The following is a 25,804-nucleotide window of genomic DNA, read 5'->3' as shown; positions in this document are numbered from 1 at the left end:
GAGTTACTTATGTTGATCTGATATTAATGCCAATAGATAATTTCTTAATCTTTCTTTGACCGTAAATCCAGTTCACGAGAGCTCTGGTATAGGTGATACCCGTAAGCATGGAAGTCAATAAGCCTAAACACAGAACCACAGCAAAACCGCGAACTGGCCCGGTACCGATGGCAAATAAAACAATCCCCACAATCAGTGTGGTGATATTGGCATCAAGAATTGTTGAAAATGCCCGATCGTAACCGGCATAAATAGCCGCTTGTGGAGACAGGCCACTGCGCAATTCTTCACGAATACGCTCATAGATCAACACATTCGCATCCACAGCCATACCGACGGTCAAAACAATACCGGCAATACCAGGTAAAGTCAGTGTAGCGTCGATAATAGAAAGCAAAGCCCCCAAAATAATAAGGTTTAGAACTAAAGCAATATCTGCAACCAATCCAAAAAAACGATAATAGACCACCATTAGGAGAAGAATAAGTCCCATGCCGACTTCAAGAGAAATAAGTCCGCGCCTGATGTTTTCTTTTCCTAAACTTGGACCTACGGTACGTTCTTCGACAGGATAAATAGCTGCAGGCAAGGCTCCTGCACGAAGAAGCAAAGCCAGGTTACTCGCTTCCTTGCTATCGGTAAGGCCTGTAATCTGAAAATTGTTACCTAAAGCACTCTGAATGACAGGGGCACTAATGATCCGTTCTTCGCGATGGGTAATTCGCTTCTGCTCACCATCTACATTTTGCAGATCTGTCTTTGTTTCAACAAAGACAATGGCCATTCGTTTACCGATATTTTCGCGGGTAATTTTGGTGAACATACTTTCTCCACCACCGCCAAGCTGAATCTGCACAGCTGGTGATGCAGTCTGTTGATCAAAACTGGAAACGGCACTGGTAATAGAGTCTCCACTCAAAACTACTTGCCGCTTCAGCAACATTGGCCGGCCATCCGTCATATACAGTTTACTGCCAAAAGGAATAGCACCTGTCTGTTTGGCAATTTCAGGATCATGCTCGTGGTCCACCAGATGAAATTCCAAAGTGGCTGTACCTCCCAGAATCTGTTTGGCCCTGGCAGCATCCTGTATCCCGGGCAAATCTACAGCAACGCGGGTAGCTCCTTGCTGTTGTACAACGGCCTCACCCACACCCAGTTCATTCACCCGATTGCGCAAAATACTCATGGTTTGTTCAATGGTATTTTGTCTGAGCTGGTTCAGTTCTGTGAGAGAGAGAGAAATAACGACTGAATTATTGTAATTTTTGACGTTGAAGGTAAATTCAGGAAACTTTGGCTTTAATTGCTGCACCGCCTTTTCCAATTCTTGAGAAGCACGGAATGCAACCGATACACCCGTGTTAGGAATATGACGAATACTGGCATAGCGGATACCAGCCTCTCGCAAGTCCTGACCCATATTTTTCATTAACCCTTCGTACCGGCGATTAATCACACTGTCAATATCCACTTCCAGTAAGAAATGAACCCCTCCCCGTAAATCCAGGCCTTGTTTCATTGGTGTTGCGCCAATCGATGTCAGCCAGGCTGGCGTCGATGCAGCAAGGTTTAATGCTATGGTATATTTGTCCCCTAAACTACGCTTAAGGGCATCTCTGGCGAGGATCTGAGTGTCTGTGGAAGAAAAGCGAATCTCGATTTGATCGTTGTTCACGGTAATTTTTTTAAAATCCAGATGGGCTTCATTCAGGATTTCCCGCACTTTTTGTTCGATTTGTGTACCATCAATGGCATTGTCATAGGAAATTTGTACAGCGGGATCTTCACTGTAAAGATTAGGAAGTACATAAATCAAACTAAGAACAGCAATCAAAATCAATAACAGATTTTTCCATAAAGGATATTTATTTTGCATATTTTTGTCCCTGAAACCGGATTAAAGGGATTTTATCGTGCCTTTAGGCAACACACTGCTTACGGCACCACGTTGCAAACTAAACTCAATACCTTCTGCTGGACTTATTTTTATATATTGCTCATCTAAGCCAACCACCTTTGCCAGAATTCCTCCTGAAGTGACTATCTCATCGCCTTTTTTTAATTTGCTTATCATTTCACGATGTTCCCTGGCTCTTTTATTCTGTGGTCTTATCAGCATGAAATAAAACAGGACAAAGATAGCGGCAATCATGATCAAAGAAAAAGTACCATCGGCTTGGCCTCCAGTAGCCGGAGTGGTTGCTGCAACAGCATCACTTATAAAAAAGCTCATTAAAATCTCCCGAAATCGACAATAACCTAATTAACGTGTTTTATGACAAGCTCATGTTAGGTTCTGTGAACAATAATTTTCACAGAGCGAAAATTTTGTTCACAGAACCTAGTTATGAAATCCATCAGGCTCCTAATATCAGGCAGCCATCTTACAATAAGCTTGACATAATATAGTGATTTCTTTCCGTCGTAAATGAGCAAATTCTTTTTTCAATGATTTCCGGATATTTTATTGAGAAGAAAATGGTTTTGGAAGACTGAGGTTAAGACTGAGGGGTCATAGCTTGCTGGATAAAATAACTGTTATGTTGAATCAAAAGTCGATGGCATAACAAAGGAGTGTGCTGAAGCAAGTGGTGTAAATAAGCACGACTGAATTGCTGTTCACATGTTGGGCATGTGCATTTCGAATCAATAAGCTCATATTGCTCAGCCACCCCAGACTCAGTCAGATTTATTTGTCCTTTTGTCGTATATACAAGCCCCTTATAAGCATCGCTTAAAGGGCGATCCGATTCTACAAATAAAGCACCTTGCTCTATCAGTCGTTTAATTTTACCTGGTTCAATGTCACCAAGCCATGCAAAAGGGAGGGGATCATGATAGCGTCTATCCATTTTTATTAGGGCAGGCGGATGCATTTCCGGGGTATAGTAAATTCCAAATGAGCGTCTGGTTTCAATCGTATCAAAATCTCTTGCAGCAATCAGGGGAAAAACAGACTCAGCAAGAAGCTCTTCCATGACCCAGTTTAAACGCTCCATACCTTCAGGCAAGACTAAATAATCCGGGGCAAGATGATTAACCAGCTGTATGCATTCTTTCAGGCCAATATGCAAGCCCGAACCGTCATAGGGAGAACGCAAGGTATAGGTCTCTTCGTTCAGAGGCATGGTCAGCAACTTAACAACAAACGTTTGTGACCAGCCCATAAAATCACTCAACTGAGTCATTTGTTTCAACACGGAAACGCCTGGTTTAAACAGCAAGGGCTCCAGAGAACAGGACAAAGCCGATAGGCCTGCCTCCTGCCAGTTTGCCGCTGTCAGGCAAGCACCGGCTCTTGTATCTATCGGCGGGACAAAACCGTATTTTTGATTGCTCATATACACTCACCTGCCATTTACCGTATTAGGTTATAACAATAAGCTGGTATCACCGTAACTGAAAAAGCGATATTGCTTCTCAATAGCCTCTTTATATAGAGCCATAGCGGTTTTATGCCCAATAAATGCCGAAACCAACATCAATAATGTAGACTCAGGAAGATGAAAATTGGTGATTAAACCATTACAGATCTTAAATTTATACCCTGGATAAATAAAAATATCGGTCTCTCCATAACGTGGATGCAGTAGACCATTATCGTCAGCCGCTGACTCAAGAGTACGCATCGCTGTTGTGCCCACGGCTATGATGCGTCCACCCCGCGCTCGTGTTTGATTGACTAAACTGCACAGCTCAGCGTCTATAGAGTAATGCTCGCTATGCATTTTGTGTTCCTTGATGTTTTCGCAACGAACGGGTCGAAATGTTCCAGCCCCAACGTGTAATGTTAAATAACCGATGTGAATGCCTTTGGCTATCAAGCGGCTAATAATGGATTCATCGAAATGTAAACCTGCTGTTGGAGCTGCAACCGAGCCTTCTTTTCTAGCATAAATCGTCTGATAACGTTGCTCATCAAGCAATTCCTCACGACGTGTAATATAAGGAGGCAGGGGGATATGGCCGACTTGATATAATACTTCAAAAACCTCCTTTTCTGAGACACATACAAACAAATCATCCTGACGTCCAGCGATTTCAATGATGAAATCATGATCAAGCCGTATTTGACTCCCTGGTTTAGGTGCTTTACTGGTCTTTATATGGGCTAAAAAAGTTCTTTCATCAACAATGCGTTCAACCAGTAACTCAATTTTACCACCCGTGGTTTTGTGTCCATATAATCTTGCAGGAATCACTTTGCTGTCATTCATGATCAATACATCACCGGTACGAAGAAAGTCTGGCAAGTCCTTGAATATATGATGACCATATTCCCCTGTTGCCCGAGAATACGTCAACAGTCTTGAATCACTGCGATTGGACAGAGGATATTGGGCAATAAGCTCAGGTGGCAAGTCAAAATAAAAATCTTGTTTTTTCATAATTAATAAAATCTAACAACAATAATTCACAGATTAAGGTCAAGCATTTTTTATGGACTCATTCGAGAACATCAAGACTTCAACATGTTCACTGTTCTTATAATAGCCGTTTTGTCCTTTCTAAACCACCAGCATCAGTAGACTAAAGAAAATAAAAAGTACGATAAATAATAAACGGATATATGTAAAAGGCCGGTGATGATGTTTTCTCTTATAAAACCAGTCAAAAAGGATCACTGGCGCAACGGTCATCAGAGACAAATTAATGATTTGTGCCGTTTTTCTCGCGCCCCATTCAAAAGGCAATATATCCATGAGTAACTGAATATCGAATTCAATCCATCGATGCACATAAAAAAGCATCAGTCCTACCCAGTATTCAAAATAAATAACAAACCAGGAAGCGATAAATAACGGAACAAAAAGTTTAACCCCGGGAATTTTTGCAAGTTTCTTTATAAATTCTGCAAACTCTTCTGAAAAAAAGACCACAATGGCGGCACTTAAAACCAGCAACACTAAGGTGAAGAACATAATCTTTCCCAAATGATTTCTGGATAATATTATTTCATTCAAAGACAATGAATTTTATCCAGTTTGTAGCAAAGAATTAAAATTATTGCCCGATATTCGCACAGTATTTTTTGGATAAAAAGCCGCAGATGCGAATATCGATATTACCGTTTCTTTACATTTATCTTTTCACATTCGTCTTTATTGTATTTATTTTTGTCACTAAAATAAACATATCATGCAATGATGGATAGATTTTATGACAAAAGCAAACAAAATGTTTAAAACAAGTTTATTGGCAACACTCTTCTATAGTTCAAATCTTATAGCTGCCGCTTATTTTCCAGTAAATATCAAAAATCAGACCAATATTGCAAGCGATCAAAATTTATATGTTTTGGTGAAAGCCAGCCTTTCAGGAAAAGATTGCATCATGTCTTTTGACGATAATGGCAAAGGTCAGTGTGAAATAATCTCTCCTGATACTCCCTTAAATTCCTATTCTTATCCTTTGTCAAAATTAACGGCTAATGAAGGCAAAGTAACCTTGTATTTGCCCCAGGTTGACTCCGGAAGAATCTATTTTTCCTTGAATTACCCGCTGGATCTGCACATCGATAAAAAGACCAATCGGATTGTTGATCCTGACGGTTTTAAACCGAGAGACAATAATTATTATACACTCTATGACAAAGTCGAATTTACCTTCAATAAAGATGGAACCTGGATCAATCCTACTGCCGTCGATTTTTTCTCAATCCCTATTACCATCGAACAAAAGGGCGCTGTCTCCGAGTTAAATAAAGCGGGATTATCCAAACCGCGTGCGGATATCTTACAGCAGGTGGAACAACAGTTTACCCAATACGACATGACCACAAACCATGAGTGGAATCACTTATTCTTAAGTTATGACGATACCATATTACGTTTAATATCACCTGGGAAAGCCATGATAAAAGGTGTCCCCAATACCCAACCCTTTGATCCAGATTACTTAAACAATGAATCACGCTACGGCTTCAGTTACATAGACAACCTCTGGGAGTACTATAAAACGCATACTTTACAAATCGATTGCAGCGAGATAGCTCCTTTCATGAAACTGGATGATTATCTCTTCACTGGACGGGTGGAAAATGATCAATTTATTTTTTCAAATCAAAGCAAAACCAGCACGGTTGCTATTGCCAAACCAAGCCTTTCACGGGCATTTTTTGCCGGTGCTGGCGACAGTTTTGATGCGGAAAACAACACGCCCAAAGCCATTATCGTCCGCCAACTGACATCAGCCTTTGAAGTAGGTTTTCTGCCTGCTCCTGACAAAACTTTACTCAATCAAGAGTACTTTAAAACCCATAAAAACCATTATTATCAGAATAATGATTTATGGCCTTCAGTTGATCAGGGGCCTTGGTACGACTTATATTCCAAAGCTTTGCACAGTTTCAATGAGGCCATTTATACCTTTGCCTACGATGATGCCCTGGCACAAGATGGAACCTTGCATGATTCAAATGGCAACAATCCTTCACCGGTTACCATCAGCTTAGGCGACATGAGCGGCACCAGAATCATCGACCCCTATTCAGATCAAAACACATATACCGTCACACCTGTTATCGGCGATGGCTCAATCGTCATGTATAAGGGTCATCAACTTCAGTCCAATCAAGCCGAGCAGGATGTCACGATACCCATGCATGTTACGGTGAATGGTACTGAGGCTGACATCTACATTTCTCCGCAAATGGTCAGGCCGTTTTTTGAGGCGGCAGACGGTATTGTCATCAATAAAACATCAGAAAAGGCAGCAACGATCATTTTTCCTGGAAAATGAGTTTCATGAGTGTTTATAACTCATGCATGTTATGCAGCACAGGATTTTTTAGAAAATTTGGGCGCATTTTGGAATTTTAAAACACAGTTTACGTCAGTAAATGCATAATGCCGGATCACTTTGCTTCCAAATTCTCCCAACGCTCATAAAGCACCGCCAACTCAGATTCGTCTGCTGCAAGCTGCTGATTATACTGACTGATGTCTTGAGGGTCTTGTTGATAGAATTGAGGCTCTGCCATTTTCATCTGCAAGGCGGCAATTTTTTTCTCCAGCACTTCAATTTTCTGCGGCAACTGGGCCAACTCCCGTTGCTCATTAAAACTTAACTTAACGGAGGTATTTCGTGGCTTTACAGAAGGCTTGACGGATTTTTCCTTCAGCTCTTTCTTCTCAAAAAGATAGTCTTCATAACCGCCCACGTATTCCCTGAAACAACCTTCGGCCTCAAACACCAGAACGCTGGTTACCACTTGATTGATAAAAGCCCTGTCATGACTGATAAGTAATAAGGTTCCTGGATAATCCATTAAAATGGTTTCCAGCAATTCCAGAGTTTCAATGTCCAGATCATTGGTTGGCTCATCCATAACCAGTAAATTGACCGGCTTGGCAAAAAGCTTAGCTAATAGCAGACGATTGCGCTCCCCGCCAGATAAAGTTGAAATGGATTGATTAAATTGTTCAGGAGGAAAAAGAAATTCACGTAAATAAGTGGCTACATGTTTTTGCTGACCATTAATGCTCACATAATCAGCCCTGTCGGCTACGTTTTGCATTAATGTTTGCCCTTCATCCAGCTGGCAGCGTAATTGATCAAAATAGGCGATTTCAAGCGCAGTTCCTCTTCTTATTTCTCCTGAATGAGGTGATAGTTCTCCTAACAAGAGACGAATCAAAGTTGTTTTTCCACATCCGTTTGGACCGATAATGCCTATTTTGGCGCCCCGTGTTAATAATAAAGAAAAATCCTTAATAAGATAACGATCGTCCAATTTATAATGAAGATGTTTAGCTTCCAATACCAGCTGTCCAGAGCGTTTAACATCTAGTTCCATGGATTTGACCTTGCCAAGCTCTGCCCGCCTGTTTTTATATTGCTCACGCATAGCTTTCAATGCACGAACACGCCCTTCATTTCGTGTTCGTCGTGCTTTTATTCCCTGGCGAATCCAGGCTTCCTCATCAGCCAGTTTTTTATCAAACAAATTCTGCTGTTTTTCTTCACTCAGACGCCTTGCTTCACGTCGATCAAGATAGGTTTCATAATCACACTTATAGGAATATAGTTGGCCTTTATCAATTTCAACAATTTTATTGGCCACTTGTTGTAAAAATTCGCGATCGTGGGTGACAATAAGCAAACTTCCACGATAAGACTTTAAGTAAGATTCCAGCCATTCAATCGCTGCCATATCCAAATGGTTTGTGGGCTCATCAAGCAAAAGTAAATCAGGTTCGGCAATGAGTGCGGCGGCCAACAACGCTCGACGCTTCATCCCGCCTGATAATGAAACCATTTTCGCTGCAGGGTCAAGAGCAAGTCGGCTGGCCATCATGTCCACACGAGGCAATAAATCCCAGGCTTGCAATCTATCCATTTTCTGTTGACATTCGGCGAGTTCCTCCAGGCTCCCCTTAGCTGACAGGCGATAATATTCAGCCATCACTTCACCGGTTAAGCCTAGACTTTTCACTAAAAAATGATAAACACTCTCATTGGCACTAACCGGCACCTCCTGAGATAATCCTGCGACTCGCAAAGAGGACTGTCGATTAATTTGTCCGCCATCTATCGTTAAATGCCCTTGTAATAATTTGAGTAAGGAGGATTTACCGGCGCCGTTTCTGCCGATTAAAGCGATGCGATCCTGGGCTTCAATAGCCCAGTCTACCTTTTCCAGGAGGCAGTTACCGGCCAGATTCAAGGTTACACCATGTAAGGAAATAATACTCATTTACAGCGACTCATATCGATTGATTGTTCAAAGTAAGCGTTCAGCTCAGCCTGGGATGCTGTGAGTGTGGCCATCAACATAGAGTTGAGCTACTTACCGTTCAAGATAAAGTTTCAAAAGCTCTGATTCACAGAACCTAATGCTTAATGATCAATTGTTTATTTTTTTGAATCATATTGAATTGATTTAAAACATTCATTCCCATCAGTACCATCTTATCACGATCCCCGGGAATAATAACCGCTTTTACATTTTTAAGAGTAAACTTGCCAAATTCCAGTTTGTCCAAACGGGTCAGCATGCCAGTAATATTTCCACCGGCTGTTTGGATACGGACTGGATAGCGGCCAGTTAAATGCAGTTGATTTGCCAAAGTTTGCGGCACAGCAACAAGGCTTGCACCCGTATCAAGCAAAAAATGGACGGGTCTATCATTAATATGACCTGCCATTCGATAATGACCTTGCTCATCAGCATCAAGAATCAACTGCCCTTGTTGAATTCGATAACGGGGTTCATTCTCCTGACCGTAATAATGAAAGAACAGGAAAAGAAAAATAAAAAAGATCAACCAGGCCAATATAAACATGGTACGTCCCGTACGGGCGTACTGATCATTACTCACTTATGTACCTCTAAATCAACCACCCGATGGCTAACCACAAAAATTGACTCATCATCTGGTGCTTTCATCCTATTTTTACTTCATAGGGCCGTTTCTCACTACTGAGTAGACATTACTCAGTTACAATACCATTATAGCATCCATTTCAACCTGAGAATCACGAGGCAAGGCCGCCACCCCAATAGCTGCCCGAGCTGGATAAGGTTCAGTAAAATAACGGCTCATTACATCATTAATCAATGGAAAATGGCTCAAATCCGTTAAATACACATTCAGTTTAACGATTTTTGCCAGACTTCCGCCCGCAGCCTCACAAACAGCAGCCAGATTTTCCATCACCTGAGTAATCTGCGAACGAATTTCATCACTGCATAATTGCATGGTTTTCGGGTCAAGCGGAATTTGTCCGGAAAGATAAACGGTATTTCCTGTGCGAACGGCCTGACTGTACGTACCTATAGCTTGAGGTGCCAAACTTGTTTTGATGGGTTGCATAACCATTATTCCCCTTGTTTTTTTCGATAAAGACGTGTCACTACTTTATTCGCTCTCAAACGCCGCATAATTCGCGCCAAATGCGTTCTGTCTCGAACGCTGATGGAAAAAGTCACTGCATTATGTCGACCATCACGAGGATCAACATTAATGTTGCCGATATTGGAATCAGCCTCGGAAATGGTGGAAGCCAGCGCAGCAAGAACACCGCGCTGGTTAGCTACTTCTACAGTAATATCCACCCAAAATTCACCTTGCACCTGTTCATCCCAACGCAGAGAGATGAACTGATCAGGATTGGATCGGGTTTGTTTGATCATCGGGCATTCATTACTATGAACAATAATTCCTCTACCTTGTTGAAAACGCCCTACAATATTATCACCTGGAATCGGCTGACAGCATTCGGCAAAATTCACCACCATTCCTTCCGTTCCCTTAATTGCCAGCGGACGAGTTTTCAAACTTTTATCCAGCTCACCACTATCCTGTGAAATCATCAATCTCTTGGCAATCACCATTGGCATCTGATTGCCAATTCCAATGGCATACAACAAATCATCTTCCGTTTTATAGTGAAGATCATTCAATAAAACCTGCATAGACTCAGGAGGAATCTTTTCGTAATCGGCGGATAATTCTGAGAAGGCCTGTTCAAGTAAACGCTTGCCAAGCACGATGGATTCAGCATGTTGCTGGCTTTTCAAAAAATTGCGGATATTGCTTCGTGCCTTACCTGTAACTACGAAATTTAACCAGGTTGGATTCGGATGGGCTCCAGGGGCGGTAATGACTTCGACCGTCTGTCCATTGGTCAATGGTATACTCAATGGCACTAAACGACGATTGACTTTGGCTGCCACACACGTATTTCCCACATCAGAATGCACAGTATAGGCAAAATCAACAGGGGTCGCGCCTTTCGGCAGCTCCATAATATGTCCTTTCGGAGTAAAGACGTACACTTCATCCGGAAAAAGATCAATTTTAACGTTCTCAATGAATTCCAGTGAACTGCCGGTACTTCGTTGCATTTCCAGCAAACTCTGCACCCATTCTCTTGCACGAATCTGTGCTTCGTTGATTTCTAATCCTGAAGATTTGTAAATCCAATGAGCTGCCACACCATTTTCAGCCACTTTATCCATATCTTTTGTGCGTATCTGTACTTCCAGAGGAACCCCATAGGGTCCGAATAATGTCGTGTGCAAAGATTGATAGCCATTTGCTTTGGGGATCCCTATATAATCTTTAAAACGTTGAGGCACAGGTTTATAAGTGCGGTGCAATGCCCCTAAAGCCCGGTAGCAGGAATCAATATCTTCAGTAATCACGCGAAACGCAAATACATCGGTGATTTCAGTAAATGAGGCTTTTTTCATTCGCATTTTTCGATAGATGCTGTATAAATGCTTTTTACGGCCAAAAACATGTTGATAAGGTATTTTCAAAGCATCCATCGCCTGTTGCAGATCTTGTTCAATCTTTTGCGTCAGCTCCCGACGATTGCCTCGTGAGTGTTCCACGGCATTTTTAATGGCTCGGTATCGCATTGGATAAAGTGCCTGAAAACCTAAATCCTCAAGCCCTGTATAAATGGCATGCATGCCCAAACGATTGGCAATGGGCGCATAAATTTCCAGCGTTTCAATGGCAATTCTTCTTCTCTTCGCTGAAGGCATGACGCCTAGAGTGCGCATGTTATGTAATCGATCGGCGAGTTTAACGATAATAACCCGAATATCCTTGACCATGGCCAAGACCATTTTGCGAAAATTCTCTGCCTGAGCTTCCGCTCGGGATTCGAATTTAATTTTTGTTAATTTGGTGACCCCATCGACAAGAGCTGTGACCTCTTCACCAAATTTCTGCAGTAAATCCTCTTTACCGAGAGAGGTATCTTCGACGACATCATGTAAAAGTGTAGCCATAATCGTCTGATAATCCAGACGCATATGAGCAAGTATTAAAGCCGCAGCCACAGGATGAGTGATATAAGGTTCACCGGAACGGCGCATTTGGCCATGATGTGCTTTTTCAGCCACCAGATAAGCCTGATAACATTTTTCAATATGAGCTGGTTCAAGATAGGTCTTAAGTTCATCGCCCAGCTCCTTAAAGTAGCTCACGCCGCACTCCCTTAACATTTAACCTCATTACAAATGATTATGATTATCAGACCCCTTTTGAAACTCTGCTGCAGATGAAGAATCACTTTTTCGATAATACTCGAACCCTCATGTACTGAGGTACACTTACATTCTGCATTCCATGTCCCTCGCACTTCTCTTTGCAGTAGTTGCGAAAGAGGTCTATTATATTCCAGTGTATCCTTATACCGGAGAATTTTTTCCTGTTTCTTTCAAACACAGATACATCTTGCAACTCTATGAGCTCACCATGATATTGAACGGTTTTGAAAAACAGGAAGAAATCCTTCAGCACAACAAATAAAATCATCTGAAATAGAATCACCTGTTACAGCCTAACAATGCCGTCAGATGTTCCTGTTAGAGCCTCCTTCTATTATCTTAACTAAACAAAACAGACAGACTCTAAGTGCGACATAAAACCACGCGTGTTTTAACTCATGTTATGCAGCCCGTCTTTTTCACATCTTTCGCAAATATTTGCTAAAAAATAATACAGTGCTGCATGATATAAGTTATTCATTCTGTAAAAATGAAGGCCGCCCTGGAACATCTGACTGGCTTCATAAAAAACAGAACCTTAATATAATTTTAGTCCTTATCCAGAATCTCGGGGCCGACCAACCCTTCGGCAATCTCACGTAAAGCAACAACGGTAGGTTTGTCGTTTTCCCACTCGACCATGGGTTGTTCTCCGCGCACAGCTATTTCACGTGCACGTTTTGTTGCAACCATAACCAGTTCAAAACGGTTTGCGACATGCTCTAAACAGTCTTCGACAGTAACACGTGCCATAAATATCCCCCCACAATCAAAAAACCAGCCAGTAAAGTCAACACTTGACTTAACAATAACCAAATAAGTTCATTAAAGTCGCCATCAAACAACTAAACATCAATTCAGTTAATTTCAATAGCATACATTTACTCGACTTTGTGAATTTTACTACTTATGAATCACCGCCGCATCGACTGCGGTGTCCATCACCAGTATACTTATCAAAATTCAGGATTTTCCAAGACTTTGATAAATAAGACTGGCCTTTTTATGGACCCGTGGTCAAGCTACAGGAATTCGTAAATTTTTCACAAAGTCGAAATTTAATCATTCAATTCTTTAGAGAACAAATTCCTATTTTACTTGGAAGACAGTAGAAATGAAAGCAATTTTGCCTGTTCTAAGGCCTGCCTCTTCAGTCGAAGTCGATGAGCGATAACGATAGCCTGTAATTCAAAGGCAGCCTTCTCAAAATCCTCATTCACAATCAAATAATCAAATTCCCCATAATGGCTTATTTCTTTCTGAGCCTGTTTCATACGATCCTGAATAATCGCCACATCCTCTCGCTGTCTATCCGATAGTCGCTGTCGCAAAGCACTGAGCGATGGCGGTAAAATAAATATACTTGCCGTGCTGGGAAATAAATGTTTTATTTGCTGAGCACCTTGCCAGTCGATGTCCAGAATAACATCAATTCCTGCCTTTAAACGATTGTTGATCTCGTCTACGGATGTTCCATAAAAATAATCAAACACCTTAGCATGTTCAACAAAAGCATTTTCATTGATCATTTTTAAAAATTGTTCTTCATCGATAAAATAATAATCAACACCATTTTTTTCACCAGGGCGTTGAGGACGTGTCGTGTGTGATATGGATACTTCAATATTATCCAATGTCTTTACCAGTTTCTTAATCAGACTGGTTTTGCCTCCCCCCGATGGAGCAGCCAAAATAAACACATTTCCTGAAATTTGATCAGCCATAATATCACTCTATATTTTGAATCTGTTCCCGCATCTGCTCTATAAGCACTTTCATTTCTACAGCACAACGCGTCAACTGAACAGAATCGGATTTTGAACCCAAGGTATTTGCTTCCCTGTTTAATTCCTGCATTAAAAAATCAAGTCGGCGACCCGCTGCCTGTTCATGTTCAAGTACGAGGCGAACTTCATTGACATGAGTGTGCAAACGATCCAGCTCTTCTCTGACATCCATTCGAGCGATTAGCAGAGCCATTTCCTGCTCAATACGCGTATCTGTTACCGAAATGTCAACCGCTTTCAATCGTGTCATAAGCTTGTCTTTCAGTTGCTCATTGATGATGGCAACAAGACCATCGGCTTGTGAAATTTTTTCACCAAGATGGTCCAGGCGTTGTAGAATATGTTGTCTTAAAGCCTGTCCTTCTTTTTTTCTGGCTGTTATCAGTTGGTTTAGAGTTTCCTGAAAGATAAGCTTGGCTTGTTCGCTGAGCATCTCAGTATCAGGTGGATTCGCTTGCACAACACCTGGCCAGGATAATATCTGACTGGCGCTTAAATCGTTAGGTATGTGTTGCTCTGATGATAATTGTTGTGCAGCATCCATCAAGGCCGTGACTAATCCTTTATTCACAAGGATTGACTGCTTATCGGCACCGGTATCTGTATATTTTAGCTGACATTCAAGCTTGCCGCGACTCAGTTTATTACGAAGCAGGGAACGAAGTTCAATTTCCATAAAGCGAAAGGGTTCTGGAACACGAAACGATACATCCAAATATCGATGATTGACTGATTTGATTTCCCAGCATAATATGCTGTCGTCAAGCTGTTTTTGTGTTCGAGCAAAAGCCGTCATACTGTAAGTCATATCTATACTGGCCAGATTAACGTGCGGTGCACTATACCCCAAATTCATATAAATGCAAGCCGCTCATTTGACATTATGGACTGAATTTCTTATCTTTACACACCTGCATGTACAAACAAACATAACGCTTAATTCTTATAGCGCTTTTTCCAAGGACTTCATTATGAGACCCAGCAACCGAGAACCCAATCAACTGCGCCAAATCAAACTGACACCTCAGTACACTCATCATGCCGAAGGCTCTGTTCTTGTTGAATTTGGACAGACCCGTGTCCTGTGTAATGCTTCGGTAATTGACGGCGTACCGCGCTTTCTCAAGGGAAAAAATCAAGGTTGGATTACAGCAGAATACGGTATGCTACCGCGGTCTACTCACAGTCGTAGTGAACGTGAAGCCAGCAAAGGTAAACAAGGCGGAAGAACATTGGAAATTCAACGGCTTATCGGTCGATCTCTCAGGGCATGCATTGATCTTAAATCCTTGGGCGAGAATACAATAACTCTGGATTGTGACGTTATCCAAGCCGATGGCGGCACAAGAACGGCTGCTATTACTGGCGCCTGTGTCGCTCTGCGAGAAGCTTTAAACTGGATGGTGAAACGGGAAAAGCTCCGTAAATTTCCTGATTTTCAATATATTGCGGCCGTGTCCGTAGGAATTTATCGTGGCCAACCGGTTCTGGATCTGGATTATGCCGAAGATGTTCTGGCGGAAACTGATATGAATGTGGTTATGAATGAGGCCGGACACTTCATTGAGGTACAGGGAACTGCAGAAGATAAAAGTTTTACTCGCGAAGAATTAAACAGCATGCTGGAACTTGCCGAAAAAGGCATCCAGGAACTCATAGAAATGCAGAAAAACATCTGAGAATAAAGGCACTAGCCAGAGGGTTTAGCATCTCCCTTTCGCGGGTCAGTATTTAAAATACTGACTTATCAATGGCCACATCCCGGGCGGTCTGGGCTGTAATCAAATGTTCATTGACCAGTTGTTTAAGATGCTGATCAAGCGTCTGCATCCCTTTTGCTTGTCCAGTTTGGATAGAAGAATACATTTGTGCCACTTTGTCTTCACGAATTAAATTACGAATGGCTGATGTACACAACATGATTTCCAGCGCAGCCACACGCCCACCACCAACTTTCTTTAACAGAGTTTGGGCAATAACTGCTTGCAAAGACTCGGAAAGCATTGAACGAATCATGGCTTTTTCCTCACCAAGAAAAACATCGATGATCCGATTTATTGTTTTTGTAGCTGAATTCGTATGCAAGGTTCCAAATACTAAATGCCCTGTTTCCGCAGCCGTCATTGCCAATCGTATGGTTTCCAGATCACGTAACTCTCCAACGAGGATAATATCAGGATCTTCGCGAAGTGCTGAACGTAAAGCAGCATTAAAGCTGAGTGTATCACGATGGACTTCACGTTGATTCACCAGGCATTTTTTACTTTCATGCACAAACTCAATGGGATCCTCTACTGTCAATATATGATCATACCGATTCCGATTAATATAATCGATCACGGCCGCCAGGGTAGTACTCTTCCCGGAACCGGTCGGACCTGTGACCAACACCAGCCCTTTGGGAAAACTGGCAATTTCAGTAAACACGGGGGGTAAGTTCAAATCTTCCATGCTGAGAATATCAGAAGGAATCGTCCTGAATACGGCACCCGCGCCTCTTCCTTGTGTAAAAGCATTCACTCTGAAACGTGCAAGATTGGTGATTTCGAATGAAAAGTCTGTTTCAAAATTTTCTTCATATTCCTTGCGTTGCTTGTCGTTCATGATATCGTAAATGATTTTAATGACAGCCTTGTGATCCAGGGGAGGTACATTTATTTTTCTTAAATCACCATCCACGCGAATCATCGGAGGCATTCCTGCAGACAAATGCAAATCAGAGGAATTATTTTTTACGGAAAACGCTAAAAGCTCTGCAATATCCATATACTCATAGTCTTTTGAATATTCTTATGTTTTATAGATTAGCTTACCCAGCCAATCGCATCAAATATTATTATCAAGTTTCACTCAGATATGCCGTTTAAAACTGACTTTTCAAAGTTTCTTGGCTATAATTCCTTTGCTGCAGCGGCTAATGCAGTATTTTTAAATGAACGGCGTAGCCCTAAATCCTCTAATTTCATATTAACCATGACAAAGATAAGCGAACGTATAGCCAGAATAAACCAGATCATCCGCCAAGAAGAAGCCAACAGTCATAGACCGCCTGGTTGTGTGAGTCTGCTTGCTGTCAGCAAGGGCCAGTCCATTGAGAAAATCAAAAAAGCCTATCGCAGCGGATTGAAGGAATTTGCTGAAAATTATCTTCAGGAAGCCGAAAAAAAAATAGCAGCCCTTCAAGAATTGTCGATCCATTGGCATTTTATTGGTTCTGTCCAGAGTAATAAAACACGCGCCATTGCCAGCAAATTTTCCTGGATACACAGCATTGATCGCTATAGAATTGCTGAGTTACTGAATCAACATCGTCCAGATGACCATCCTCCGTTAAATGTCTGTCTACAAATCAATTTAACGGGGGAAACGAGCAAGTCTGGAATAGCCAAAGAACAATCCTTTGAGTTGCTGCAGAAACTAAGAACACTTCCCCGGATTAAATGCCGAGGATTAATGACAATCCTGCATACCAGCGCTACAGAGCAGGAGCAATATCTTCTGTTCACTGAACTTAAAAAGCTTTTGCAAGAGCTCAATCATCACCTGCAGCTAAAATTGGATACATTATCGATGGGAATGAGTAATGATTATATTTCAGCCATACATGCCGGCAGCACCATTATCCGGCTGGGGCAAGCCATTTTTGGAGAACGAGAAAAGAGGTCACAACAATGAATATAGCCTTTATCGGTTTTGGCAACATGGCTAAAGCGATTGCCCAGGGACTTCTCAACACAGACCAACATCATCTTTCAGCTTCAGCACCATCTTTGTCTGAAGGCTATACCATGGATATCATAAGAACTTATTCCGATAATGCCATCGCTGTTCAGAAAGCCGATATCGTTATTTTAGCCGTTAAACCGCAGCAAATGGCTGATGTACTAAAGGACATCATTCCTGTGATACATGAAAACTGTCTGTTGATTTCCGTAGCCGCCGGCCTTTCCCTATCCTGGTTAGGTCATCGATGTCATCCCAAACAGCCCATTATTCGCAGCATGCCTAACACACCTGCTGCCGTAAATGAAGCCGCAACAGCATTAATAGCTAATACATTAGCCAACCAACAGCAAAAAATATGGGCTGAAGAGATATTTTCCAACATTGGAATGGTGAAATGGATTGAGAGAGAAACTGATCTCGATATTTTGACTGCCCTTGCCGGTAGCGGTCCTGCTTATGTTTATAAATTTATGGAATCATTGGTTTCAGCAGCCGAAGAACTCGGACTAAATCATAAGGATGCCTATTCATTCACCTGCCAGACAGTTAAAGGGGCTCTTAAATTAGCAGAACAAACCAACCTAAACATTAAAGAATTAAGAAAAAAAGTGACATCTCCTATGGGGACAACAGCGGCCGCACTCGATATACTATGTAATGGTGAATTCGATACACTCATTTTAAATGCATTAAAAGCAGCGCAACAGCGCTCGATTGAGTTAGGCAAAGACCTTTAGGTTCCAGCGCTTTATTATTCTGGAAATGACATGAGCATTAGCACAGTGAATTCCCGTGGCTTAACCATGGCACCCATGAAAGCCAGAAGACTTACAGGTCCACGACCATGTCTTATACAATTATTAAATTTAGTGAAAAGTCAGATTTGAGCTTGTTAAACAAAATTACTTTGAAAAAACGCCGCATGGCTGTCTGTTTGAGCATTTTTCAAAGTAATTTTCGTTTAAGATCTGCAAAATTTGACTTTTCGGTAAATTGTATCCTGAAGACGTGTCAAGCCATGGAAATTCATTTACCATAGTCATTTACAGGAAAGATATTTACTTTTATTTCCATTTAGTTCCATTTAGTTCTTAACAGATGACGGAGGAATAATGTCCGGTTTTCAAGCAGTAGGTTTATTTTTAGTATCGATTTTTTTTACTCTTGTGATTTTCAGCTTATGGCTGCGGATAGCCATACGATTTTTCCGTATCAGTGCTATCAACCCCGCCAGTCAAATTATCTATAAAATAACAAACCCTATCGTTTTGCCGCTAAATCATATATTTAACATCGAATACAAAGCTTCAAATCGCTACGATTGGACAACGTTTGCTGCTCTTGTCGTTGTAGAATTTATCAAAATAATTATTGTCAGTCTGCTTGTATTTGGTGCATTAATACCATTTACTTTTATATTGGTTTATGTACTGGCTGATTTAATTATTCAGCCTTGCGATCTCTTGTTTTATATCATTTTGATTCAAGTTGTTTTAAGCTGGGTCAGTCCTGCTCTCCAGCATCCAGTATTAGATGTTATCCGTATCATCACAGCGCCATTTTTAAACTTTGGTCGAAAAATCATTCCCGATATTTCAGGCTTTGATTTCTCACCGTTCATCATCTTAATTATACTGAAAGTGATTACTCTTTTTATCAACCACTCACTCCCCTGGCGTTTGTTATAGAGCAAAATAAAGCATCAGGCTGCGACTCTTAAAAAAAATGGTGATTTGGCTATACTATATACAAGTCACCTTCACTCCTTGGATTGAATCATGAAACAAGCACCTCTTATTCTTCTGATTCTTATGATGTTGCCTTTGTCGGTTTTTGCTTTGGATTCCTATTATTGCCCAGGAAATCATAAATACATTAATACAGGGATGACTCAGGACGAGGTTATCAATGCCTGCGGGCAACCCATAAAAAAAGAGCAATCTAACCAACCGGTTACAGAAAAAGTGCCAGTAACTCAACTTATATATAACAATCAAGGTACCGGAGAAGCTTTTTATGGAGTGTGGAGTGTTCCAACCGGTTATGGCGGAGCAAGATTAGAAGTAGATATCATAAACAATAAGGTAGCTTCTGCGCGGATTAACGGCTCCTCAACCAATGCCTTTAGTATCTGTGGCAGCAGTGTGGAAGTTGGCAGTCCTGTCGCAGCCGTCTACAATACCTGTGGCAATCCTTCTCTCGTCAATAAAACGTACATTAACCGGATTCTACCAGGCGATAACAAAACTGAAATATGGACGTATCAGGCAGATCAATATCAGCCATCCGTTACCTTGACTTTTGTCAATGGAAGATTACAATCCATCGTCAAATAAAATTAATGGATAACTGTAAATGGCAGAGCATATTGATGATTTAACCGTTGCATTTAAGGAAAACGGCATCGAAACCACGCGTGAGTTGGATAAACATATCTTGTCTAAAGGGGCGTGGACAACCATCATTTTTCAATATCAAGACTGGGATAATGTAAAAAAGGAATTTGGACCAGTAAAATATACTATTCGCCGTTATCAAAAAAGAAATAACCAATATTGGCAAAAATCCAAATTTAATATTTCCAGTGAAGATCAGGCACGGAAAATCATCGAGGTGTTGGGGGAGTGGTTAACCAAGAAATAAGCCACCTCCTCTCGACAGTCAATGAAGAAACACCGGCAATCGATAGAATTACCTAATCCATTGTAATAAATTAAAAATGATTAACTCATGTTACGCAGCATAGTATTTTTTAGAAGACACGAGGCAAAAAAGACGAAGCGGCGTAACATGAGTAATTAAGGATTCCATATAATACAGCAATAAAAATATCTCAAGGAAAATATGCAATCCCTTCATTCAAAAAACATTATCTATGCCTTGGCTGGATTATGTTGCATGCTTGTTGGAGTAGGTATAGCCCGCTTTGCTTATACTCCCATCATGCCGTTAATGATTGATCATCATTGGTTAAATAAACTTGAAGCCGGCTATCTTGGCGGGATAAATTTTCTCGGTTATTTTCTTGGCGCAATCTTCGCCAAGTCGTGTACTCATGTATTAGGAGAACGAAAAGCCATACAATGTGCTTTAATATCCTGTGTGATCAGCCTTTTTTTATGCGGGTTTCCCATCGGATTCTATTGGTTGGATTTTTGGAGGTTTTTAGCAGGATTCGGAGGGGCATTATTGATGGTCACCACATCTTCGCTTATATTTTCAAATACCCCGGAAAAATTGAAAGGTATAACAGGGGGAGTAATATTTACAGGTATTGGGCTAGGTATCGTCTTGTCAGGAACTGTGATTCCTTACACCATTAAAGTTGGGTTAAGCTTTACCTGGTTTATTTTAGGGTTAATATCTTTAATAACGGGCTTGTTTGCCTGGTTTAACTTGCCAACTTCAAAAGATAGCGCTCAAGTTCCACATCCCAAAGCTCTGCAGAATAATAGAATGAACTTACCCTTCTTTATACTTGCAGGCGCTTATTTCTTATTTGGTATTGGTTTTACGCCACACACGCTTTTTCTTATAGAATATATTATAAGTAATCTCCATTACAGTACTGAACTGGCTGGTTTTAATTGGTCCTTATTTGGTATAGGGACTGTAGTAGGGACCTTGAGCAGTGGCTTGATTGCTGATCGCATCGGTGTTACGGAGTGTTTAATAGCCGCATATCTAATAGGTATTTTAGCCATTCTATTGATTATACTTCCGCATAACCCTGTTCTGATAATGCTTTCCAGTTTATTGATGGGAATGCTATTTTTAAGTATCGTTTCTCTTTCTTCCGCACAATTAAGCGAAATGGTTCCCCACCAGGACTATTCTTTGCTGTGGGGAATTATGACGGCTTTTTTTGCAGTAAGTCAAACTCTAAGTGCTTATGGAATGTCCTATTTAATTCACAAAATTCCAAGAGGATATGATTGGAGCTTCTTAATTTCGTTAACGTCTCTGGCAATAGCAGCAATCATGACAACAGCACTCATCAAGCGTTAAATAGGTCCTGTTCGTTTCTTTCGCATTAGGCCGCCTTGCATTTCATAGACTTAAGCTCCCTAGGCTCTGTGCACTTATCTTACCGGCTGCAAATCACCCAAATTTTCGCTACGATAAAAGATAAGTGCACAGAGCCTAGAGCTTTTGATACCAAGAGATTAGATAAATATGAGGCAGATTGCGGCTTACACGCCAAGTTGATAACTAGTTGTAAAAATCTACTAAACTTAATTTAAAAACTCATGTTAAAAATTTCAGGAGCATCAAGATGCGTATTCTTAATTATTTTGAAGTACTGAAAGAAAAAGAACAATTTCCTCAAGGCAAAACAAATATTAATATCCTTAAATTATTCGAGCAATTACCTGAGGCTGCTTTCGCATGTGGTTATCTTTCTCCGGCAGGAAAACAGCGTAAACATTGGCATAAAACAGGGATGGACATTTTTATTATTAAAGAAGGGGAAGGAATACTTCACACTGCAGATGTAGATAAAATGTCAGAAACGGCGAGCAATTTCGAAAACCATTCTGTAAAAGCAGGCGATATTTATTATATTGGTACTTATCAAGTTCATGCTTTGGAAAACAGCAGCGACATACCCCTTATTTGGCTCAATATAGCCCCTATCTCTCATGGACAGAGCGATATATTTTTTATTTAGGATCCATCCCCATACGTCTGCTTATAAAAATAAAGAAGTTGGAAATTCTGGCAATCGGAGAAAGACCTTATTAGAGTCAGCAAAAGAAAACCTCGACTTACGATTCTTAAATCAAGGACATATTTAGCTTTATTTACTTCTTTCGAAAATCAACTCCCTAATTTGATATCGCATAGGAATAAACACGGGAATTGCATCACCCAATTCTTTTAAGGATATCTTCTAATTCTCATACCAAACTACACTGACACTATTCTTTAATAAAACTGATATTTCCATCTCTTTCCAAATAAGCTTTTTTGATTGTCTCAATCCGCAAAATCTTATTTTTTCTTGCTTCTTCTAATAAATCTTCTTCCGTAATTTTACTTTCTTTCATATGCTCCCAATTAATCTCACCATTTTCTATTAATAACTGTTCTTTTCCCTTCAAAACTCGTCCAATCCAATCGGAATGATAGGAAATCAATGCAAATAATTTATGAAGCATAATGAGAGTAAAGGTAGTAAGTAAAGTTGGAATTAGTTCTGCTTTACCATTAATTATCCTACTTAGTAAGGAACCGATTAATATTATGATGACGAAATCAAAAGGTCTTTTAAGCCGAATCCTTGTCTTTGCTATTCTCAACAGAAAAATAGCATATAAAAATACAGCTACGCCTATTCCAATCATCTTTAATGATTCAAAAAGTATATCCATATATATATTTATTCTTCCTTCATTTAACTAAAGAAACGTGAATTCGATATAACTGGTCAAACGACAGCCACGAATGTTTTTTCAATATTCAAGGAAGGTTTCTTTGGCTTAAGTGCATAAGCTGCCAAACCAGCCAAGATATTGACCATAAAATTAAAGACAGAACGATGCCTTGAGTGTTCGATATTTGAAATATTTTTTAATTGGTCAATAACAGATTCAACAATGGCTCTTTTTCTCAACAGGACTTTGTCAAAGGCATCGAGCACTTTTTGCTTCATATTTTTTCTGACTTTGGTCAGTAGTTGCAAGCCTCTTTCAGCAAGTTTCTCGGTCAGATTTTGGGAAATATATCCCTTATCTCCAATCATTTTACCCAACAGATTTTTACTTAAATCGGGCACAACCGTTCGGTCATCTGTTCGGCTTGAGGTTATTTTAAAAGCCATTAGCTCACCTTTATCATTGGCCACCAAATGAAGTTTAAAACCAAAATACCATCCCATAGTTGATTTGGACTTCTCCGCTAACCCCTTAAATGTTTTATTCTGTTGCGCTCTTTTAACGTGGCAGACCTCAATAGGGGTTGAGTCTACGAAATAAATGCCAGTTAGAGTCTTTGATTGATTGTGGCAAAATGCCGTTAATGGCACTATACAAGATGGCATCAGCTCAGTCATTCTGCTATAGCTGACCAGTTTTGGGAAATAGGGACGTAAATCTTTCTGCAAAACATAAGAATAATAGCTTTTGAAGTTTCGATAATTGGATTGGTGGTAGTGTATCACTATCGTCATTATTTCGGACATAGACAGGCTACAGGGTTTCTTCCTGACTTTGCCTGAAATATTTATAAGTTGCTGCTCAAAGATTGGTAAAAACTTTTGACAAAAATCATCGACAATACAGAATAATTCGACTAACTTATCCATTCCAGGCCTCTTGTATCCTATTACTGTTCTTAGAAAAAACAAATAAGATCACAAAAGGTCTGGGTTTTCAATATATTTTCTCTTTGCAGGATAATCCTTAAACAGTTACATCGAATTCACGTTAAAGAAGCTATTCCTTTTTACAATTAATTGAAGAAGTTGTCTATATTTAAAAAAGTTAATTAAAAGAGTCTGCTATATACCAAAAGGAGATAGATATGCCATGGACGAAATCAAACTATCCAGATTCAATGAAAAATTTAGATACTTCAACTAGAAATAAGGCAATTGAAATCGCTAATAAATTACTTGAAGAGGGGTATGAAGAAGGTCGCGCCATAGCGATTGCAATCGATCAGGCAAAAAAAGAACAAAATTCAAAATAAGTTATGAATTAAATCGACGGCCAGGTATAGCATCTGATCGTTTAACTGTTTATCCGTACAAAAAATTTTGGCAGCATGAAGCCCCATGCAAAATGGTATGTGGACATGATGTGTTCATATAATAATATTCTATTTACACTCTTCCCATCAAAAACAGAAGGATCAATATGAGTAACAGCAGCCCTATCCCGCCACTCGGATAATATCCCCATCCACGACTATAAGGCCAGGCAGGCAAGACGGCTATTAACACCAATATTAAAATAATTAAAAATAATAAATCCATCATACTCTCCTTATAAAATAATATTCCTTTCTCCTATAATAAAGATTAGTCCATAAGTTAATTTATACAATTTAGTTGGCTCATAGGGGCTGAAAAAAACCAAATTTGCGATCGTTTCATATGTCGATAGAAATTTATCGTGAATTCGATATAACTGGTCCGATTTTTCCGATTTTTTTGAAATTTATTCTTTAATATTTTATAATCCCTTACCATATTGAATTCATAATGAACAAAAACATGAGGTTTAAACGGATAGCCCTGTTCGGAATCATTCTCCTTGCTATTATCACTACAGCTTATTCTGTATTTTCAAAAAAACCTTCTCCACCCCCGGCGATAGAAAATAAACCGGTTTCAGTAGAAACCAGTCCTGTTGTTGAAGCAAGGTTTGCTGATCAGTATGAAACGCTCGGCAGCCTCAACAGTACGGACAGCATCGATATCAGCTCTGAATTAGCAGGCCAGATTTCAGCCATTCACTTTAAGCCGGGTAATCGAGTCAAAAAAGGTCAACTCTTAATTCAACTGGATGCAACCATTTATAAAACGGAATTAGCTTCTGCCGAAGGCAATCTGAAACTCAGTGAAATGAATTTCAAACGCACCCGTGAATTGGCAAAACGTCATCTTGCTTCTGAACAAGCTTTGGATCAAGCCCTTGCTGACTTAAAAGAAAAGGAAAACCTGGTCAAAGTTAAACGTGCTCAGGTTGAAAAACTTAATTTACGTGCACCATTTACCGGCATCCTTGGCTCCAGGCAAATCAGTATCGGGCAATATGTCAATGTGGGCCAACCCTTAGTACACCTGGTTGCCAATCAACAACTACGGGTGGAATTTCAAGTTCCCGAACGCTATCTTGGCCAACTTCAAAGAGGTCAGAAAGTCTCTGTGGTATCCGAAGCTTTTCCTGATAAACACTATACCGGTGTCGTCAATTACATGGGTCCTTCTATTGATAAAGATACACGCACGGTCGCGGTTGAAGCATTGATTGACAATAAGGATCATCTTCTGTATTCAGGATTGTTTGTTCGTATCACTCATCAGTTTGGCAACGAAAAAAAACGTCTGTTGATTCCTGAAGAAAGCATTATTCCAACCATTAACGGTCAAAAAGTTTTTGTGCTTCGAAATCATAAAGCCGTTGCTGTGAATGTCATTACCGGTACACATCATGCCGATATGACTGAAATTAAAGAGGGACTTGTGGCCAGTGATATTGTCATTGTCAGAGGACAGCACAAATTAAAAGATGGCAGTCTGGTCATCGACAGTAAACAGGCTTAGGAGATA

27 protein-coding genes are annotated in these 25,804 nt (G+C 40.3%); 11 read left to right on the top strand and 16 right to left on the bottom strand.

All coding sequences use genetic code 11. The annotated features are described in order from the left end of the window. Positions 1-7: 7 nt before the first annotated feature. From secD to E4T55_RS12630, 5 genes are all read right to left on the bottom strand, one after another. On the bottom strand, positions 8-1,879 hold the full coding sequence (secD, locus tag E4T55_RS12650) for a protein translocase subunit SecD (protein ID WP_058501625.1): 1,872 nt from the start codon (positions 1,877-1,879) through the stop codon (positions 8-10). Between the two features lie 21 nt (positions 1,880-1,900). After that, a complete protein-coding gene (gene yajC / locus E4T55_RS12645) occupies positions 1,901-2,236 on the bottom strand; it encodes a preprotein translocase subunit YajC (protein ID WP_058501624.1) in 336 nt (111 codons plus the stop codon). A 265-nt stretch (positions 2,237-2,501) separates the two neighbouring features. Then, positions 2,502-3,344 carry a tRNA guanosine transglycosylase family protein gene (locus E4T55_RS12640; protein WP_058501623.1) on the bottom strand — a complete coding sequence of 281 codons (843 nt, stop codon included), beginning with the start codon at positions 3,342-3,344 and terminating at the stop codon, positions 2,502-2,504. Positions 3,345-3,374: 30 nt separating this feature from the next. Next, a complete protein-coding gene (gene queA, locus E4T55_RS12635; RefSeq protein WP_058501622.1) occupies positions 3,375-4,391 on the bottom strand; it encodes a tRNA preQ1(34) S-adenosylmethionine ribosyltransferase-isomerase QueA in 1,017 nt (338 codons plus the stop codon). 120 nt (positions 4,392-4,511) lie between these two features. Further along, complete coding sequence (locus E4T55_RS12630) at positions 4,512-4,925, bottom strand: hypothetical protein (RefSeq protein WP_065235985.1); 414 nt, start codon at positions 4,923-4,925, stop codon at positions 4,512-4,514. A gap of 238 nt (positions 4,926-5,163) precedes the next feature. On the opposite strand from E4T55_RS12630, the gene E4T55_RS12625 reads away from it, so the two are divergent. Beyond that, positions 5,164-6,744 carry a beta-1,3-glucanase family protein gene (locus E4T55_RS12625; RefSeq protein WP_058501620.1) on the top strand — a complete coding sequence of 527 codons (1,581 nt, stop codon included), beginning with the start codon at positions 5,164-5,166 and terminating at the stop codon, positions 6,742-6,744. Positions 6,745-6,859: 115 nt separating this feature from the next. Here the strand turns inward: E4T55_RS12625 and E4T55_RS12620 are convergent, their stop codons facing one another. From E4T55_RS12620 to E4T55_RS12590, 7 genes are all read right to left on the bottom strand, one after another. Then, positions 6,860-8,701 (bottom strand): ATP-binding cassette domain-containing protein, encoded by a 1,842-nt coding sequence (locus E4T55_RS12620; RefSeq protein WP_058501619.1) that lies wholly within the window; start codon positions 8,699-8,701, stop codon positions 6,860-6,862. Positions 8,702-8,837: 136 nt separating this feature from the next. Continuing rightward, on the bottom strand, positions 8,838-9,326 hold the full coding sequence (locus E4T55_RS12615; RefSeq protein ID WP_058501618.1) for a retropepsin-like aspartic protease family protein: 489 nt from the start codon (positions 9,324-9,326) through the stop codon (positions 8,838-8,840). A 120-nt stretch (positions 9,327-9,446) separates the two neighbouring features. Continuing rightward, a complete protein-coding gene (locus tag E4T55_RS12610) occupies positions 9,447-9,821 on the bottom strand; it encodes a RidA family protein (RefSeq protein ID WP_058501639.1) in 375 nt (124 codons plus the stop codon). A gap of 5 nt (positions 9,822-9,826) precedes the next feature. Next, positions 9,827-11,950: a bifunctional GTP diphosphokinase/guanosine-3',5'-bis pyrophosphate 3'-pyrophosphohydrolase gene (spoT, locus tag E4T55_RS12605; RefSeq protein ID WP_058501638.1), complete on the bottom strand. Its 2,124-nt coding sequence runs from the start codon at positions 11,948-11,950 to the stop codon at positions 9,827-9,829. 612 nt (positions 11,951-12,562) lie between these two features. Continuing rightward, positions 12,563-12,766 carry a DNA-directed RNA polymerase subunit omega gene (gene rpoZ, locus E4T55_RS12600; protein ID WP_058501637.1) on the bottom strand — a complete coding sequence of 68 codons (204 nt, stop codon included), beginning with the start codon at positions 12,764-12,766 and terminating at the stop codon, positions 12,563-12,565. A 341-nt stretch (positions 12,767-13,107) separates the two neighbouring features. After that, positions 13,108-13,737 carry a guanylate kinase gene (gene gmk / locus E4T55_RS12595; RefSeq protein WP_058501616.1) on the bottom strand — a complete coding sequence of 210 codons (630 nt, stop codon included), beginning with the start codon at positions 13,735-13,737 and terminating at the stop codon, positions 13,108-13,110. A 4-nt stretch (positions 13,738-13,741) separates the two neighbouring features. Further along, on the bottom strand, positions 13,742-14,608 hold the full coding sequence (locus E4T55_RS12590; protein WP_058501636.1) for a YicC/YloC family endoribonuclease: 867 nt from the start codon (positions 14,606-14,608) through the stop codon (positions 13,742-13,744). 163 nt (positions 14,609-14,771) lie between these two features. On the opposite strand from E4T55_RS12590, the gene rph reads away from it, so the two are divergent. Beyond that, positions 14,772-15,479, top strand: a complete 708-nt coding sequence (gene rph, locus E4T55_RS12585) for a ribonuclease PH (RefSeq protein WP_058501615.1) — start codon at positions 14,772-14,774, stop codon at positions 15,477-15,479. 52 nt (positions 15,480-15,531) lie between these two features. Here rph and E4T55_RS12580 read toward each other — a convergent pair whose 3' ends face one another. Further along, positions 15,532-16,566 carry a type IV pilus twitching motility protein PilT gene (locus tag E4T55_RS12580; RefSeq protein WP_058501614.1) on the bottom strand — a complete coding sequence of 345 codons (1,035 nt, stop codon included), beginning with the start codon at positions 16,564-16,566 and terminating at the stop codon, positions 15,532-15,534. Positions 16,567-16,773: 207 nt separating this feature from the next. Between E4T55_RS12580 and E4T55_RS12575 the strand changes: the two genes are divergently transcribed. The 7 genes from E4T55_RS12575 to E4T55_RS12545 all read left to right on the top strand — a co-directional run bounded on the left by E4T55_RS12575 (position 16,774) and on the right by E4T55_RS12545 (position 22,198). Further along, positions 16,774-17,475, top strand: coding sequence for a YggS family pyridoxal phosphate-dependent enzyme (locus tag E4T55_RS12575; RefSeq protein WP_058501635.1), 702 nt, complete (start codon positions 16,774-16,776; stop codon positions 17,473-17,475). After that, entirely contained in the window at positions 17,472-18,263 is a 792-nt protein-coding gene (gene proC, locus E4T55_RS12570) for a pyrroline-5-carboxylate reductase (RefSeq protein WP_058501613.1), read from the top strand. Before E4T55_RS12575 ends, proC begins: the two co-directional genes overlap by 4 nt. A 375-nt stretch (positions 18,264-18,638) precedes the next feature. Further along, positions 18,639-19,214: a YggT family protein gene (locus tag E4T55_RS12565; protein WP_058501611.1), complete on the top strand. Its 576-nt coding sequence runs from the start codon at positions 18,639-18,641 to the stop codon at positions 19,212-19,214. 90 nt (positions 19,215-19,304) lie between these two features. Further along, on the top strand, positions 19,305-19,862 hold the full coding sequence (locus E4T55_RS12560; protein WP_058501610.1) for a DUF2845 domain-containing protein: 558 nt from the start codon (positions 19,305-19,307) through the stop codon (positions 19,860-19,862). A gap of 19 nt (positions 19,863-19,881) precedes the next feature. Continuing rightward, a complete protein-coding gene (locus E4T55_RS12555; RefSeq protein WP_058501609.1) occupies positions 19,882-20,169 on the top strand; it encodes a hypothetical protein in 288 nt (95 codons plus the stop codon). A gap of 201 nt (positions 20,170-20,370) precedes the next feature. Next, positions 20,371-21,534: a YbfB/YjiJ family MFS transporter gene (locus E4T55_RS12550; RefSeq protein WP_058501608.1), complete on the top strand. Its 1,164-nt coding sequence runs from the start codon at positions 20,371-20,373 to the stop codon at positions 21,532-21,534. A gap of 268 nt (positions 21,535-21,802) precedes the next feature. After that, positions 21,803-22,198 carry a cupin domain-containing protein gene (locus E4T55_RS12545; RefSeq protein WP_058501607.1) on the top strand — a complete coding sequence of 132 codons (396 nt, stop codon included), beginning with the start codon at positions 21,803-21,805 and terminating at the stop codon, positions 22,196-22,198. A 250-nt stretch (positions 22,199-22,448) separates the two neighbouring features. Here E4T55_RS12545 and E4T55_RS12540 read toward each other — a convergent pair whose 3' ends face one another. Both E4T55_RS12540 and E4T55_RS12535 read right to left on the bottom strand, forming a co-directional pair. Beyond that, positions 22,449-22,901: a DUF421 domain-containing protein gene (locus tag E4T55_RS12540; RefSeq protein ID WP_058501606.1), complete on the bottom strand. Its 453-nt coding sequence runs from the start codon at positions 22,899-22,901 to the stop codon at positions 22,449-22,451. Between the two features lie 56 nt (positions 22,902-22,957). Beyond that, positions 22,958-23,833, bottom strand: coding sequence for an IS982 family transposase (locus tag E4T55_RS12535; protein ID WP_115325218.1), 876 nt, complete (start codon positions 23,831-23,833; stop codon positions 22,958-22,960). Between the two features lie 218 nt (positions 23,834-24,051). On the opposite strand from E4T55_RS12535, the gene E4T55_RS12530 reads away from it, so the two are divergent. Beyond that, positions 24,052-24,219, top strand: coding sequence for a DUF2188 domain-containing protein (locus E4T55_RS12530; RefSeq protein WP_115325217.1), 168 nt, complete (start codon positions 24,052-24,054; stop codon positions 24,217-24,219). 133 nt (positions 24,220-24,352) lie between these two features. On the opposite strand, the gene E4T55_RS12525 is transcribed toward E4T55_RS12530, so the two are convergent. Next, positions 24,353-24,508 (bottom strand): DUF3309 family protein, encoded by a 156-nt coding sequence (locus tag E4T55_RS12525; protein ID WP_223168314.1) that lies wholly within the window; start codon positions 24,506-24,508, stop codon positions 24,353-24,355. A gap of 237 nt (positions 24,509-24,745) precedes the next feature. On the opposite strand from E4T55_RS12525, the gene E4T55_RS12520 reads away from it, so the two are divergent. Continuing rightward, complete coding sequence (locus tag E4T55_RS12520; RefSeq protein ID WP_058501339.1) at positions 24,746-25,798, top strand: efflux RND transporter periplasmic adaptor subunit; 1,053 nt, start codon at positions 24,746-24,748, stop codon at positions 25,796-25,798. The last annotated feature ends 6 nt before the right edge of the window (positions 25,799-25,804 follow it).

This window comes from Legionella israelensis (genome assembly GCF_004571175.1).
GTDB lineage: Bacteria > Pseudomonadota > Gammaproteobacteria > Legionellales > Legionellaceae > Legionella_D > Legionella_D israelensis.
This window is presented reverse-complemented; position numbering and strand designations above follow the sequence as displayed.